This window comes from Massilia sp. NBRC 108631, from assembly GCF_059704565.1.
Genome location: NZ_BAAKJE010000208.1, coordinates 23,007 through 38,064, shown reverse-complemented (window position 1 = coordinate 38,064; position 15,058 = coordinate 23,007). Strand labels below are relative to the sequence as shown.

10 protein-coding genes are annotated in these 15,058 nt (G+C 64.1%); 3 read left to right on the top strand and 7 right to left on the bottom strand.

The genetic code is table 11. The annotated features are described in order from the left end of the window. The 4 genes from AC6H42_RS22465 to rpsL form a co-directional block, all read right to left on the bottom strand. Positions 1–326 (bottom strand): GTP-binding protein (locus AC6H42_RS22465; RefSeq protein WP_497548987.1); only part of this gene is annotated, 326 nt, incomplete at its 3' end. A gap of 74 nt (positions 327–400) precedes the next feature. After that, complete coding sequence (gene fusA / locus AC6H42_RS22460; protein WP_057155379.1) at positions 401–2,506, bottom strand: elongation factor G; 2,106 nt, start codon at positions 2,504–2,506, stop codon at positions 401–403. Between the two features lie 111 nt (positions 2,507–2,617). Continuing rightward, a complete protein-coding gene (rpsG, locus tag AC6H42_RS22455; protein ID WP_057155378.1) occupies positions 2,618–3,088 on the bottom strand; it encodes a 30S ribosomal protein S7 in 471 nt (156 codons plus the stop codon). Positions 3,089–3,226: 138 nt separating this feature from the next. Continuing rightward, the gene (gene rpsL, locus AC6H42_RS22450; RefSeq protein WP_056392507.1) at positions 3,227–3,610 is read right to left on the bottom strand and encodes a 30S ribosomal protein S12; all 384 of its coding nucleotides are present in this window, start codon (positions 3,608–3,610) and stop codon (positions 3,227–3,229) included. A 255-nt stretch (positions 3,611–3,865) separates the two neighbouring features. Between rpsL and AC6H42_RS22445 the strand changes: the two genes are divergently transcribed. Next, entirely contained in the window at positions 3,866–4,846 is a 981-nt protein-coding gene (locus AC6H42_RS22445) for a GlcNAc-transferase family protein (RefSeq protein WP_082551805.1), read from the top strand. A 104-nt stretch (positions 4,847–4,950) separates the two neighbouring features. Beyond that, entirely contained in the window at positions 4,951–6,891 is a 1,941-nt protein-coding gene (locus AC6H42_RS22440; RefSeq protein ID WP_497548986.1) for a phosphoethanolamine transferase, read from the top strand. Positions 6,892–6,972: 81 nt separating this feature from the next. Here the strand turns inward: AC6H42_RS22440 and AC6H42_RS22435 are convergent, their stop codons facing one another. The 3 genes from AC6H42_RS22435 to AC6H42_RS22425 all read right to left on the bottom strand — a co-directional run bounded on the left by AC6H42_RS22435 (position 6,973) and on the right by AC6H42_RS22425 (position 13,423). Beyond that, a complete protein-coding gene (locus AC6H42_RS22435; protein WP_497548985.1) occupies positions 6,973–8,577 on the bottom strand; it encodes a MutS-related protein in 1,605 nt (534 codons plus the stop codon). A 66-nt stretch (positions 8,578–8,643) separates the two neighbouring features. Beyond that, on the bottom strand, positions 8,644–10,305 hold the full coding sequence (locus tag AC6H42_RS22430; protein WP_057155376.1) for a GH35 family beta-galactosidase: 1,662 nt from the start codon (positions 10,303–10,305) through the stop codon (positions 8,644–8,646). A 13-nt stretch (positions 10,306–10,318) separates the two neighbouring features. Further along, a complete protein-coding gene (locus AC6H42_RS22425; RefSeq protein WP_057155375.1) occupies positions 10,319–13,423 on the bottom strand; it encodes a TonB-dependent receptor in 3,105 nt (1,034 codons plus the stop codon). Positions 13,424–13,763: 340 nt separating this feature from the next. On the opposite strand from AC6H42_RS22425, the gene AC6H42_RS22420 reads away from it, so the two are divergent. Further along, the gene (locus AC6H42_RS22420; RefSeq protein WP_497548984.1) at positions 13,764–15,032 is read left to right on the top strand and encodes an efflux RND transporter periplasmic adaptor subunit; all 1,269 of its coding nucleotides are present in this window, start codon (positions 13,764–13,766) and stop codon (positions 15,030–15,032) included. The last annotated feature ends 26 nt before the right edge of the window (positions 15,033–15,058 follow it).

Sequence of the window (15,058 nt, the reverse complement as noted above, 5' to 3'; positions counted from 1 at the left end):
GCTGCGGAGCAAACCAGGATCGCGCCGTCCATCTGCGCAGCACCGGTAATCATGTTCTTGATGTAGTCGGCGTGGCCTGGGCAGTCAACGTGAGCGTAGTGACGCGATGCGGTCTCGTACTCGACGTGTGCGGTGTTGATGGTAATGCCGCGTGCTTTTTCTTCCGGTGCAGCGTCGATCTGGTCGTAAGCTTTAGCTTCGCCGCCGAATTTCTTCGACAGAACGGTTGCGATTGCTGCGGTCAGGGTGGTTTTGCCGTGGTCGACGTGACCGATGGTGCCAACGTTGACGTGCGGTTTGGTCCGCTCGAATTTACCTTTTGCCATTTTATTCTTCCTTAGAACAAGATTTAAAGTTGCCCGGCCGGGGGGATCACCCCTCGGCCGGTCAATTCATTATTTTACTTCGCTTTAGCGGTAACGATTGCGTCGGTTACGTGCTTAGGCGCTTCCGAGTAGTGCTTGAATTCCATCGTGTAGGTCGCACGGCCTTGCGTTGCGGAACGCAGGGTGGTCGAGTAACCGAACATTTCCGACAGAGGCACTTCGGCTTTGATGATCTTGCCGCCGCCGCCTGGGATTTCGTCCATGCCCTGCACCATACCACGGCGGGACGACAGGTCGCCCATCACGGTACCGGCGTAGTCTTCCGGCGTTTCCACTTCCACTGCCATCATTGGTTCCAGGATGACTGGATTTGCCTTGCGGCAGCCGTCCTTGAACGCCATCGAAGCGGCCATGCGGAACGCGTTTTCGTTCGAGTCCACGTCGTGGTACGAACCGAAGAACAGCGTGACCTTCACGTCCACCACAGGGTAGCCGGCCAGCACGCCGGTAGGCAGCGTTTCGCGCACGCCTTTTTCTACTGCAGGGATGTATTCGCGAGGCACGGTACCGCCCTTGATCGCGTCCACGAATTCGAAGCCCTTGCCTGGCTCTTGCGGTTCGATCTTCAGAACCACGTGGCCGTACTGGCCGCGGCCACCGGATTGCTTGACGAACTTGCCTTCGATTTCTTCGCAAACCTTGCGGATGGTTTCGCGGTAAGCCACTTGTGGCTTGCCAACGGTCGCTTCCACGCCGAATTCGCGCTTCATGCGGTCAACGATAATTTCCAGGTGCAGCTCGCCCATACCACCGATGATGGTCTGGCCGGATTCTTCGTCGGTCTTCACGCGGAACGAAGGATCTTCCTGTGCCAGGCGGTTCAGCGCCAGGCCCATTTTTTCCTGGTCAGCCTTGGTCTTCGGCTCAACAGCCTGCTGAATCACCGGCTCCGGGAACACCATGCGTTCCAGCACGATGATCGACGCTGGATCGCACAGGGTTTCGCCGGTGGTCACGTCTTTCAGGCCCACCGCAGCGGCGATGTCGCCGGCGCGCACTTCTTTGATCTCTTCGCGCTGGTTGGCGTGCATCTGCAGAATACGGCCCAGGCGCTCTTTGCGGCCTTTGACCGAGTTGTACACGGTGTCGCCCGAGTTGATGGCGCCGGAGTACACGCGGAAGAAGGCCAGCTGGCCGACGAACGGGTCGGTCATGATCTTGAAGGCCAGCGCCGAGAATTTCTCGTCGTCGGCAGCTTTACGCGATGCAGGCTCTTCGTGCTCGTCGGTACCGGTCACGTCGTCGATGTCGACTGGCGATGGCAGGTATTCGATCACGGCGTCCAGCATGGCTTGCACGCCCTTGTTCTTGAAGGCGGTGCCGCACAGCATAGGAACGATCTCGGAAGCGATGGTGCGGTCGCGCAGCGCTTTCTTGATCTCGGCTTCGGTCAGGTCGCCTTCTTCCAGGTACTTGTTCATCAGGTCTTCGGTCGCTTCGGCAGCGGCTTCAACCATCTTCTCGCGCCACTCGGCGGCCGAGGCAGCCAGTTCCGCAGGAATGTCGACGTAGTCGAACTTCATGCCCTGGGACGCGTCGTCCCAGATGATGGCTTTCATCTTGACCAGATCGATCACGCCTTTGAAGTTGTCTTCAGCGCCGATAGGGATCTGGATCAGGACCGGGTTAGCCTTCAGGCGAGCGCGCATCTGCTCGTAGACCTTGAAGAAGTTGGCGCCGGTACGGTCCATCTTGTTGACGAAGGCCAGACGTGGCACTTTGTACTTGTTGGCCTGACGCCATACGGTTTCCGACTGAGGCTGTACACCGCCCACTGCGCAGTAAACCATGCAAGCGCCGTCCAGCACGCGCATCGAGCGTTCAACTTCAATGGTGAAGTCAACGTGGCCCGGGGTGTCGATGATGTTGATGTGGTGCTCAGGGAAGTTGTTCGCCATGCCCTTCCAGAAGCAGGTGGTCGCTGCGGAAGTAATGGTGATGCCGCGCTCTTGTTCCTGCTCCATCCAGTCCATGGTGGCGGCGCCGTCGTGCACTTCACCGATTTTGTGGTTCACGCCGGTGTAGAACAGCACGCGCTCGGTGGTGGTGGTTTTACCAGCGTCGATGTGAGCGGAGATACCGATGTTGCGGTAGCGCTCAATGGGGGTCTTGCGGGCCATAATAGATCCTAAATCTTTTAATGGACAAAACCGGACGCCATTTTTTCCAAAATGAGCCCGGCTTCGAACAAATGATTAAACGGCCGGAACACCAGATTCCGGCCAGTTTTATTAGAAGCGGAAGTGCGAGAACGCCTTGTTCGCTTCAGCCATACGGTGCACTTCGTCACGCTTCTTCATTGCACCGCCACGGCCTTCAGCCGCTTCCATCAGCTCACCGCCGAGGCGTTGTGGCATGGATTTTTCGCTGCGCTTGTTGGCAGCTTCACGCAGCCAGCGCATGGACAGGGCCATACGGCGCACTGGGCGGACTTCAACCGGCACCTGGTAGTTTGCACCACCAACGCGACGGGATTTCACTTCAACCAGCGGCTTGGCGTTGTTGATCGCGGTAGCGAACACTTCCAGCGGATCTTTGCCGGATTTCGAAGCGATGTGCTCGAAAGCACCGTAGATGATGTTTTCTGCGACCGACTTCTTACCGGACAGCATCAGCACGTTTACAAACTTGGCGACATCGGTGTTGCCGAATTTTGGATCCGGCAGAATCTCGCGCTTGGGTACTTCACGACGACGTGGCATATCAATTCCTTTCAATCTTCAGTTGAGCTTGCGGCGATATGTTCCGCAGCTCGCGGATCACCATCATAGTGGTCCACTTACTCGGTCAGTTCGACCGATACATTCACTTAGTTAGCTGCCACTAAACGAAACTTGGTATTACTTCTTACCTGCTTTAGCGCGCTTGGTACCGTACTTCGAGCGAGCTTGCTTACGGTCTTTAACGCCCTGGGTATCCAGTGCACCGCGAACCATGTGGTAACGCACACCCGGCAAGTCTTTTACACGGCCGCCGCGCAGCAGAACCACGCTGTGCTCTTGCAGGTTGTGGCCTTCGCCGCCGATGTACGAAATCACTTCGAAACCGTTGGTCAGACGCACTTTGGCGACTTTACGCAGTGCCGAGTTAGGCTTCTTAGGGGTGGTGGTGTACACACGGGTGCAAACGCCACGTTTTTGCGGGCTGTTTTCCAGCGCCGGCGATTTGCTCTTCACGCGCAGCGAAACGCGTGGGTTGCGAATCAATTGATTGATGGTTGGCATCGTTGTTAATCCAACAAAATTACTACCGTTGACAACCCGGACAAGCGTCCGGGGGCTAAAACCTAGTCCCGACTCACTTCCGCATGCGGCACCGAAGGCGCGAGCAGCCACTCACCAGGAGCGGCCTGCAAAAAGCGTATACGATGCGCAGAATAAATCGAGAACTCGCGAGTATAGACTGGTAAACAAGTCGAGTCAAACCCTTTCGCCGCCACCGGCCCTGCCGCTGCGGCATTTCGGCAGCATACGTGCAATATGGAAACTGTTACCATTTCCATCATGTCGAACCAGAACATCTTCGTCAGCCTGGCGTCCTATCTGGACCCGATGCTGTTCTTCACGCTCAACGAGGCGGTGGCCAAGGCCGCCCATCCGGAGCGGCTGCGCTTTGCCGTGGTGGACCAGCACTACGCCAGCCAGCGCGCCGCCGTCGCCGCCCTGCCGTACGGCGGCCTGGTGCGCTACGTGCACGTGCAGCTGCAGGACACGCTGGGCGTGAGCTGGGCCCGCAACCTGGCCTTCTCCTTGTATGACGGCGAACAGTACCTGCTGCAGATCGATTCCCACACCTGCTTCGAGCCGGGCTGGGACGAGTCGCTGCGGCGCCAGCACGGCCAGCTGCTGGAGCTGGCGCCCAAGCCGGTCATGAGTACCTACCCCTACCGCTTCGACATGGTGGACGGCGTGCCGCACTACACGCCGCCCGAGGGCAAGACCGTGCTGGTGCTGCGCCCGCACCCGGACACCCCGCTGCTGCCCGGCGGCGACGTGGTGCTGCGCTTCATCGCCAGGCACCTGTTCACCGACCGTCCGGTGCCGGCCTGCCACATCGCCGGCGGCTTCGTGTTTTGCCACGGCAGCTTTATCGACGACGTGCCGTACGACCCTTATCTCTACTTCCACGGCGAAGAGCAAAGCCTGGCGGTGCGGGCCTGGACCCGCGGCTGGGACATCTACCACCCGCTGCACGTGCCGCTGTACCATTTATATAAGGCGCCCAACACGCCGCACGACAGCCACCACTGGCACGGCGAAGTGGACCGCCTGCGCGCCTTCAGCGGCGCCTACCTGACAACGCGCGCGGCCGAGCGCCTGCGGCGCCTGCTGTGCGGCGACGGCCTGCCCGGCGCCTACGGCCTGGGCAGCGAGCGTACGCTGGCGCAATACGCCGCCTTCAGCGGCATCGACTACCGCAACGGCACCGTCAGCGACCCATTCCACGGCCAGCTCTGCTGAGCCGGCGCGCCCGGCAGCCCCGGGCGCCCCCTCCGTGCACGAAAGCGCTCGCCGCGCGGCGCAAAGGGCCGGATAATGGGCAACTTTTTTTTATTTCCCGTGTCATGCGTCTTCTGTTTCGCCCCGTCCCCGCTCCCGCCGCCAGTTCGCTGGCGGCCCAAGCCTTCCTGCTGCTGAGCTACCTGGCCCTGTCTGCCGTGCCCTTTGTGCCCCTGCTGCTGGGCAAGCCGGTGGACGCACCGTGGCAGACGCTGGGCATGGAAGTGGTGGCCTGGGTCACCGTGTGGGCCGTGTTCAAGCGCCCGGCCTGGTTCCACTGGCTGCTGCTGCCGGCCTTCCTGGCGCTGCCCACCGAGGTCTACCTGATCGTCTACTACGGCCAGGGTATCTCCACCCACCACCTGGGCATCATTGCCGAGACCAGCCCCAAGGAAGCCATGGAATTCCTGGGCCGCACCGTGTACCTGATGGCGGCGGTGCTGGCCGGCGTCATCGCCTGGTTCGGCGCGGGCTGGTACGTGGCGGTCAGGACGCGCGCGCTGGCCTGGAGCGACAGCTCGCGCTGGGTGGCGCTGGCCATCGTGGCGGCGCTGGCCTGCCTGGCCGGCTACGGCTGGGAATTCGGCGTGGCGGGCAAGCCGGCCAGGCACGGTTCGGCGCATGCCTCGGCGGCCGCCTCGGCGCCGGCCAGCGTGCACGCCTCCGGCTTCGGCGACGGCGCGTCGGCCGAGCTGGAGGACGCGGAAGAGGACGACGCGGCCGCCAGCGCCGCCGCCACCGGGGCCGTGGCGCCGGCCGGCCGCACCGGCTGGAAGCTGGCGCCGCTGGCCTGGTGGGCCAAGGTGCCGGTCGATTTCGCCGCCTTCAGCAACACCTGGCCGTTCGGCCTGATGGGGCGCGGGGTGGACTTCTACAACGAGCGCCAGCACCTGGCCGAACTGGGCCGCACCAGCAGCAGCTTCACCTTCAAGGCGCGCCAGGCCGAAGGCAACAGCGAGCCGCAGGTGGTGGTGATGGTGCTGGGCGAATCGTCGCGCTACGACCGCTGGAGCCTGAACGGCTACGCGCGCGAGACCAATCCGCTGCTGAGCAAGGAAAGCAACCTGGTCACGCTGCGCGACGTCATCACCGCCGTCTCGGCCACGCGCCTGTCGGTGCCGGTCATCATTTCACGCAAGCCGGCCATGCACAGCCTGAAGGACGGCTTCGCCGAAAAGTCCTTCATCACCGCGTACAAGGAAGCCGGCTTCAAGACCTACTGGCTGTCGAACCAGATTTCATTCGGCCAGTTCGACACCCCGGTGTCGGTGTTCGCCAAGGAAGCGGACGTGATCCAGTTCCTGAACCTGGGCGGCTTCACCAACAATTCCAATTTCGACCAGATCCTGTTCGATCCGCTCAAGCACGCGCTGGCCGACCCGGCGCCGAAAAAGCTGATCGTGCTGCACTCGCTGGGCAGCCACTGGAACTACAGCCAGCGCCACCCGAAGGAGTTCGACAAGTGGCAGCCCTCGCTGTACGGCATCGACAAGCCGGCCTACACCGACCTGAAGATCAAGCCGCAGCTCAATAACAGCTACGACAACTCCATCCTCTACACCGACTGGTTCCTGGCGCAGGTCATCGGCACGCTGAAGGCGCAGCAGGTGGCCGCGTCCATGCTGTATGTGTCCGACCACGGCCAGACCCTGTACGACGGCAGCTGCCGCCTGGCCTTCCACGGCCACAACACGCAGTACGAATTCCACGTGCCGGCCCTGGTCTGGTACTCGGACCAGTACCAGGAACGCTATCCCGGCAAGGTGCAGCAGCTGGCCAAGCACAAGAAGGCGCGGCTGGCGACGGAGAACATGTTCCACACCCTGCTCGACATGGGCGACATCCGCTATGAAGGCGAGCGGCTCGAATGGAGCTTCCTGAGCCCGACATTCAAGCAGCACAAGCGCTACGTGGACAGCTACGGCTGGACCAACTACGACAACGCCATCATCAAGGGCGACTGCCGCGAAGTGATCGACAAGAACAAGCCGCTCAAGCAAGATTGAGGCGATCGCCAGCCGCCACGCCAAGCACAATGCCCTGGCCACGCATGAAACGACATATACGCAATGGCCGGAATCCGTGTATCAGGCTGCGCGCAGGACGTGGCCGCAATCGTCGGGGTGGGCCAGGTAGTTGCCCAGCCAGGCGTGGACTTGCGCGGCTTTGGCTTCGATGGCGGAACCGAAGCCGCGCTGGGCCAGCAGGGTCAGGCCGTTGGTGTGGGCCAGCACGCCGGGGCGCACGCGCAGCTGGCCGTCTTCGGCGCTGACGCACAGCGGCGCCAGGCGGTGCGCCAGCAAGGGGGCGAGCACCAGGTTGTGCGAGGAGACCAGCACCGTGCCTTGCTGCGCCAGCGTGTCCAGCACGGCGGCGGCGCCGGACACGGATTCGAGGTGGTTGGTGCCCCGGAAAATTTCGTCAATGAGGAAGACGGCGCGGCCCTGCCCGGCCAGCGCCAGCAGCTCGTGCGCACGGCGCAGTTCGGCGATGTACAGGCTTTCGCCGCCGGCCAGCGAGTCTTCGCTCTGCATGCTGGAGTAGACCGGCAGCAGCGGCACGCTGGCGCTGCGCGCGTAGCAGAACCCGAAGGCGCGCGCGGTAATGAGGTTCAGGCCCAGCGTGCGCAACAGGGTGCTTTTGCCGATGCCGTTCTGGCCGGAGATGAAGGCGCCCTTGCCTTCCAGCGTGATGGTGAGCGGCATGGCCTGGTCAAGCAGCGGGTGGACGAGGCCGTCCAGCTGCAGCTGCGCAGCTGGCGATGCGGCGGATGCGGGCTGCGTCGCCCAGCAGACCACCGGCGCGGCGCGCAATTCGCGCGCGAGCGCCAGGTCGGCGTCCAGGCCAGCCACCATGCGGTAGCTGTCGCGCAGGAAGGCGCGGTGGGCCAGGAACAGGTCGCGCCCGGCAAAGTAGCGGCGGATGTTGGACAGCCCTATCCATTCACCGTACTCCTTCAAGCCGGGAATGACGCTCTCCAGCGAGGAACGGCCCAGCTGGCGGCTCAGCTTGCCGGCCTGGGCGGCACCGTCGCGGAAAGGCGCGGCTAGCGCGGCGCCAGGCCCGGCGCCGCCCGCCAGCGCGCCCAGCAGGCTGTGGGCGCGCAACTGCAGCTGCAGCGTGCCCACCAGCTGCTCCCAGCGCTGCGACTGCTCGTAGAACTTCACCTGCACCAGCATCAGCAGCACCCACAGGACCAGCGCCGCCACGCAGAGCGGCCACCACAGCAGCACCAGCGCAGCGCTCAGCAGGAAGGCGGGCGGCAGCCACTTGAGCAGGCGGCTCCAGCGCGGCGCGGGGGCGGGCCCGGCGCCGAACAGCAGTCCGGCGATTTCGGTTTCGGCGCAGCGCAGATCGGCGCAGGCGGTTTGCAAAGCGGCGCGGTGCGGGTCCGCGCCGTCCGCCGCCAGCGCGCGCACGCGGGCCGCGGTGGCCGCGGTGGCGGCGACGTCGGCGGCAGCGCCGCTGCCGGTGCCGAGCAGGCGGCGGTGCAGCTCCTGCTGGCCGAAGATGCTGGTCCCGCGCGCCAGCCGGTCCGCATACTGGTCCAGCAGAAGGTCGTCCCAGGTCTGCCGGTCCACCAGTGCAGCGCCGGCGTGGGGCGGCAGCGTGGCGGCGTACATCGCCACGTCGCTGCGCGGGAAGGGGTAGTCGATAAGGGGAGCGCTGAAGCCTGCCAGCAGTTTGAACATGTCCGCATTGAGAGTGATTGAATTCCTGGCAAGTTGAGGCGCTTGCCGGGAATTCAATGCGCGCGGTCAGCGGAATGTGTAGAGCTTGACCTTCTGCGCCGACCAGCGGTCGCCGTCGAGGCGGATATGGCGGCCCTGGTGGGTCTGGTCGCCGTTCATCCAGCGCCCCTCCTGCCACGCGCCGTCCTGGAAGCCGCCTTCGGTGGCCTTCTCGATGCCGACCGTGGCGGCCGGGTCGCCGGGATCGCGGAAGGTCACGGTCATGCCTTTGCCGGCGACGACGAATTCATCCTCGCCGGTCTGGATCACCAGCCCGCCGCGCCCTTCGTACTCCAGGCTCTCGGTCTTGCCCCACTGGTTGGCCAGGCTCACTTCAAGCTGGAAGCCGCCCAGCATCACCTTGGCCGGCGTGGGGTCGACCACGCCGTCATAGGACAGGTTGGCCTTGAAGCCGCGCATCACGCCCTTGCCCTGCGACTGCATGATCAGCGGCGTCATCTGGCGCAGCAGCGCGTAGGCGCCGCGCAGCGGATCCTTGGGCGCGTCCTTGATGTCCTCGATGCCGAACGGCGAGTAGCCGATCGCATCGAGCTCGCCGATCGAGAAGAAGGCGTTGGCGCCCAGTTCCGGGCGGCCGATGCGGTTGCCCTCGGGGACGAACAGCGGATTGTCCGGCCGCTTGAACTGGCGCGCCCATTCGGCAAAGTTGGGGAAGTAGCTGTCGATGGCCAGGATGTCGACCGCCGGTGCGCCCGCCTTCCAGATATCGAACAGGTGCGGCAGCGGACCGGCGCTCGGATACTCGCCCGGCTTCTTGCCCGGCCGGTTCAGCGCCACGTTGACGAACATCGGCAGGCCGTAGGCCGCCTTGCCGGCCGCCGCCAGCCCGTTGGTGAAGACGGCGTAGTACCAGGCCTGGAACACTTCCTGCGCCTCGATCGAGTCGCCGAATACCTCGCCCCAGCTGCCCGCGTTGCGGCTGCCGCGGCTTTCCCACAGCTTGCGCACCATGGGGTGCAAGCCGGCGCGGTTGGCGGCCAGGTAGGCCGTCAGCTGCGCCGGCACCGGTCCGGCGAACGCCGCGTTGGCGGGCGCGCTGTAGTCGCGCACGTCCGGCAGCATGCCGATCTCGTTTTCAACCTGCACCATCAGCACGGTGCGCTGCGGGTCCGCCTGCTTGAGGTGCTTCATCATGGCGGAAAAGGCTGCCGAATCGGCCTTCAGCGTCGCGGCGCCGAACGGCGAAAGGATATCCTGCGCCTGGCCGGCGCGGTTGCGCGCGCGCGGGAAACGCTGCTGGTCGCGCTTGACGAACGGCGGCATATAGGTCGACATGGAATTTTTCCAGGCGCCGAACCAGAGCAGGATCAGGCGGCTGTTGCTGGCGCGGGCCTGCTTCAGCATGCCATCCAGCACGGTGAAATCGAAGCGGCCTTCCTGCGGCTCGACCTGGTCCCATTCGACCGGGGCCAGCACGGTATTGACGCCCGCCTCTTTCAGCGGTTGCCACAGTTTTTCGAGGTAGGGGAGGCTGGAGGCGTTGGAGTTGTGCAGTTCGCCGCCAAGCACGAGGAAGGGTTGGTTGTCTACGATGAGCTGCACGGCAGTGCCCTGCTTGCGCAATTGCGGCACGGGTGCATCGGGCGCCGCACCCATGGCGGGCGATGCGAGGAGCATCGCCGCCAGGGTTGCAGCAGGCCGCCATCGCTTGGGGAAGCGAAGGTTCATGCGGCCCTTTCGTTTAGAACTTCATGCGCAGGCCAACTGCGAAGGTGCGGCCCGGGTCGTACTGCGACATGGTGGCGTTCGAGAACTGGAAGTAGCCGCGGCGCTTGCCCTTGTTCAGGTTCACGATGTCGAAGGTCAGCGATGGCCAGCCTTCGCGGTCGAACACCTGGTCCAGTTCGATCGCCGACGAGAAGTCCCACTGCTTGTAGGTGTCGCCGAACAGCGCAGCTTGCGTGATGCCGCTCTGGTTCGCCGTGGCCACCTGGCTGCCCTGCGAGTAGGTGTGCATGAAGCGCGCCATGTAGCCGTGGTTCTCGTAGTACACGCTGAAGTTGTTGGTCTTCTTCGGTACGCCCAGCGCGATGAAGCCGCTGGAGCCTTCGCCGCTGGCCTTCTGGTTGATCAGCGTCAGCGTTTCATTGAAGCCGAAGCCCTTGATCGGCAGCAGCTTGTCGAGCGGCTGCACCCAGCCCAGTTCCAGGCCGCGAATGCGCAGGATGCCGTCGGCGTTGCGTGGACGGGTCATTACCACCTGCGCCACATCCGGACCGCCGCGCGAATCGATCGCCTGCTGCTGCGTCGGGATCAGCGTGCCGTAGTTGATGCCGTACTGCGCCAGCGCGCTGAACGGCATGCTGATATTTTCCTGCACCGTGAAGCCGTTGACGCGCTTCTGGAAGCCGGTGACCGAGACGTAGCCTTCGCGGCCGGTGTACCAGTCCAGGCCCAGGTCGATGTTGTCAGACAGGTATGGCTTCAGGTTCGGGTTGCCCATGGTGCCGGTGTCGGCCGACACGCCGGAGAAGTTGATGCCCGGACGCAGCGCGTTTGGATCGACGCGGGTCATGCTGCGCGATGCGGCGGCGCGGAACACCATGTCCTTGCGCACGTCGACGGCAACGGTGGCCGATGGCAGCACGTTGCTGTAGTCCGTGTTCTGGTAAACCCAAGCGCTGATGTTCGGGTACTTGCTGCCGTTGAGCGTCAGGTTGGCATTGCGCGGATCGGACTGCGAGTTGAGCGCGCCCACTTGCTGGTTGGTGCGCACGTAGCGCACGCCGGCATTCCAGCGCGTGGTGAAGCCGGCCGGAGCCAGTTCGCCGCTCGCTTCCATGTACACGCCCTTCGATTTCTCGCGGATGTAGCCGGCGCTGGCGCCGGTGGACGATGCGCCCGAATCCGGCGCGGTGCTGTTGTAGTAGTCGTAGTTAGAATCCTTGCGGAAGCGGTCCCAGTCCAGCGCCAGGTTGCCGTACGGGCCGGGCACCAGGTAGCCAGGCAGCGCGGCGTTGGTGATCAGCGAGCCCTGGTAGGTCAGCGGCGCGGTCTGGCCGGCCGTGTAGCCGGTGCCGTAGCCCGGGTACAGTGCGGCGGCGCTGGCGCCCGGGGTGCTGGCGCCGTTGCAGGCCGGCGCGCCGTTCGGGCCTTGCAGGAACACGGTCGGGTTGTTGCCGCAGACGGCGGCCTGCCATGCGGCGGAGTTGTCCTGCGCGCGGATCTGGCGGTCGATGTCGTCCCAGGCGAGGCCGCCCTTGATGGTCAGCGTCTTGTCGCCCCACGCCAGGTTGGTGTGGAAGCCCTTGGTTTCGGTTTCGCGCAGTTCGTTCTGGATGTTGACGCGGCCGCCCACCCACTGGTAGCTGGCCGGGTTGCTCAGGTCCAGGTTGGACACGATCGACGGCACGCCGCCGTTGTTGGCGTAAGTGATGGTGTTGCCGCTGTTCGGGGCGGTCATCGGCATCACGGTTGGCGCTTCGTGCGTGAAGCGGCTGCGGTTGTAGTTACCCGCCACGTCCAGCACCAGCTTCGGCGTGATCTTCCATTCGGCGCCGGGGTTGATGCCCAGCAGGTCGACCTTGTCGCGGCGCGGGCCGAACTCGATGAAGTTCAGCGCGTTGGCGAAGGTGCCGGAGGTGACCGTGCAGCCATTGGCGCAATCGGTTTTATCGACCTGCATGTTCAGCGGGATCGACGCGTTGTTGCGCACCGCCCAGGTGTAGGCATTGCGCTGCATGTCGTCGTCCTTCTTGCTGTACATGGTGTCGACGTAGAAATGCAGGTTTTCGGTCGGACGGTATTCACCCGACAGCACGGCGGAAATCTTGTCCTTGGTGCCGTAATATTCCATGGTGCGGCCCAGGCGCGGCACGATCGCGTTGTCGATCTGCTGGATCGTCAGGCCCGGGTTCTTCGACAGCAGGAAAGCCTGGTCGATCACAGTGCCCGCCACCAGGCCGTTGCCGGCATTGGCCGGCACGGTGGCAGGGATGGTCCAGTTGCCGCCGCCGGTGTTGTTGCGGGTCGGCGAGCTGCTTTGCGCGGCGGTCAGGTTGGGGTTGGTCCAGCCCACGGTTTCAAAGCCGGTGGTGCGGGCTTCCTGGCGCGACAGCGAAATGCCGCCCAGGATACCGTACTTGCCTTCCCAGGTATTCGACCAGATGGCGGTGCCGCGCGCGCCGGCTTTGTCGGCGATCTGCTGCTTGGTGCCGGTCAGGCTGATGGAGGTCTGGCGGCCTTCCTTGTCGAACGGACGCGCGCTGCGCAGGTTGACCACGCCGGCCGCGCCGCCTTCGATCTGGCCCGCGGTCGGGCTCTTGCTGACGGTGAGCTTGGTGAACAGGTCGGTCGGCAGCAGGTCGAGGTCGACCTCGCGGTTGGTGTTGGCGCCGTCGATCGGGCCGGACGAGGCCACCGCCACCGGCGAATTGTTCAGCAGGATCTTGGTAAACGAGGAGCCCAGGCCGCGGATCTGGATCGTCATGCCCTCGCCCGTCACGTCGCGCGACACGCCCACGCCCGGCACGCGGGCCAGCGATTCGGCGATATTCTTGTCCGGGAATTTGCCGAGGTCTTCGGCATTGATCGAATCCTGGAAGCCGACCGATTCCTTTTTATCTTTGGCGGAAGAGATCAAGCTGTTGCGGAAACCCGTCACTTTCACGGTTTGCAACGGCGCTGCGCCGTCCTGTGCCGCCTCGGCGGCAGCTGCCACCGGCGCCGTCGGCGGCGTGGCCGCCTCTTGTGCATATGCCTGTGCAATGACGCTGGCCATTACCGTCAGACCCAATACCACCTGCTTGCGCGCCTGGGCGGCGTGCTTTCCGTGCTGCTTGATCATCTTTGTCTCCTGGTGTTTTTCGATGCTGCTTTTATCAGTGTAGGAGCGTTTCGGCGAGCTTGTCAACATTTTCTAACATTGAATGTTATACGCAACCATTTGCAATTTCCCGCGCGGATACAGTGCGTTACAGTAGCCACAAAAGTAAGCACGGCGGCAACAAAAAGATGCATGTTGAACGCAATCATGCATGGCCGAGGCGGCTGTCCGGCCGGACAAGCTCGGACAGCCGGACAGCGGACATGGCCTGTCGGCCCCTGATAAATCAAGCACTTAGCGGCAACATGCGGCTGGCATGGTTTCTGCATTGTCGTGCTTACATTTTTCACAAGCACAGACCATGATCCGAGACACTTCCCATCAAGACACCGTCATTGCGCCGCCGGCCGGGCAGCAGCTGAAGCGCAAGCTGATGGCGCTGGCGGTGGCCGTGGCGCTGCTGGCCGGCGGCGCCGTCCTGTACGGCAACTGGGCCGGCAGCAGCCATTCGGTCAGCGCGGCGCGGCTGCGCATCGCCGACGTGACGCGCGGCACGCTGATACGCGACGCCGCCGTGAACGGCCGCATCGTGGCCGCCGTCAGTCCGACGCTGTACTCCACCTCCCCTTCCACGGTCACGCTGAAAACCCACGCCGGCGCCACCGTGAAAAAAGGCGACGTGCTGGCCATCCTGGAATCGCCCGACCTGACCGACGAACTGAAACGCGAGCAGGCCACCTACCAGGAACTGGCGGCCGAAGTGGCGCGCCAGCAGATCCTGGCGCGCAAGCAGAAGATGCTGGCCAAGCGCGACGCCGACACCGCCGAGATCGACCGCCTGTCCGCCCAGCGCACGCTGGAGCGCTACGACAGCGTGTCCAACGAAGGCGTGGTGGCCAAGATCGACTACCAGAAAGCCAAGGACGCGCTGCAGGCCGCCGAGATCCGCTCGCGCCACGCTGCGCAGGCGGCCGAACTGGAAGGCGACAACGTGCTGCTCGAGCTGAAGACCAAGTCGGCCCAGCTGGAACGCCAGAAACTGAACCTGGCCAACGCGCAGCGCAAGGTGGACGAGCTGACCGTGCGCGCGCCGGTGGACGGCTTCATCGGCACCCTGTCGGTGCCAAACCGCAGCGTGGTGCCGGCCAATGCGCCCTTGATGACCCTGGTGGATTTGTCCGCGCTGGAGGTGGAGGTGGAAGTGCCGGAGACCTATGTGGCCGACCTGGGCATCGGCATGAACGCCGAGATCCAGGTGGGCGGCGGCAGCGCCATGGGCAAGCTGTCCGCGCTGTCGCCGGAAGTGGTGAAGAACCAGGTGCTGGCGCGCGTGCGCTTCGAAGGCAAACAGCCGGAGGGCCTGCGCCAGAGCCAGCGCGTGAGCGCGCGCCTGCTGATCGACGAAAAGCCGAACGTGCTGATGCTGCCGCGCGGCTCCTTCGTCGAGTCCGAGGGCGGCCGCTACGCCTACGTGCTGCGCGACGGCGTGGCCGTGCGCACGCCGATCAAGCTGGGCGCCACCAGCGTGACGGCAGTGGAAATTCTGAGTGGATTGAAGCAAGGCGACAAGGTGGTGGTCGCCGGCACCGAGACGTTCGAGAACGCCGAGCGCGTCTCGATCAACCAATAACGCACCAATCGAACCGTAAAGAGGCC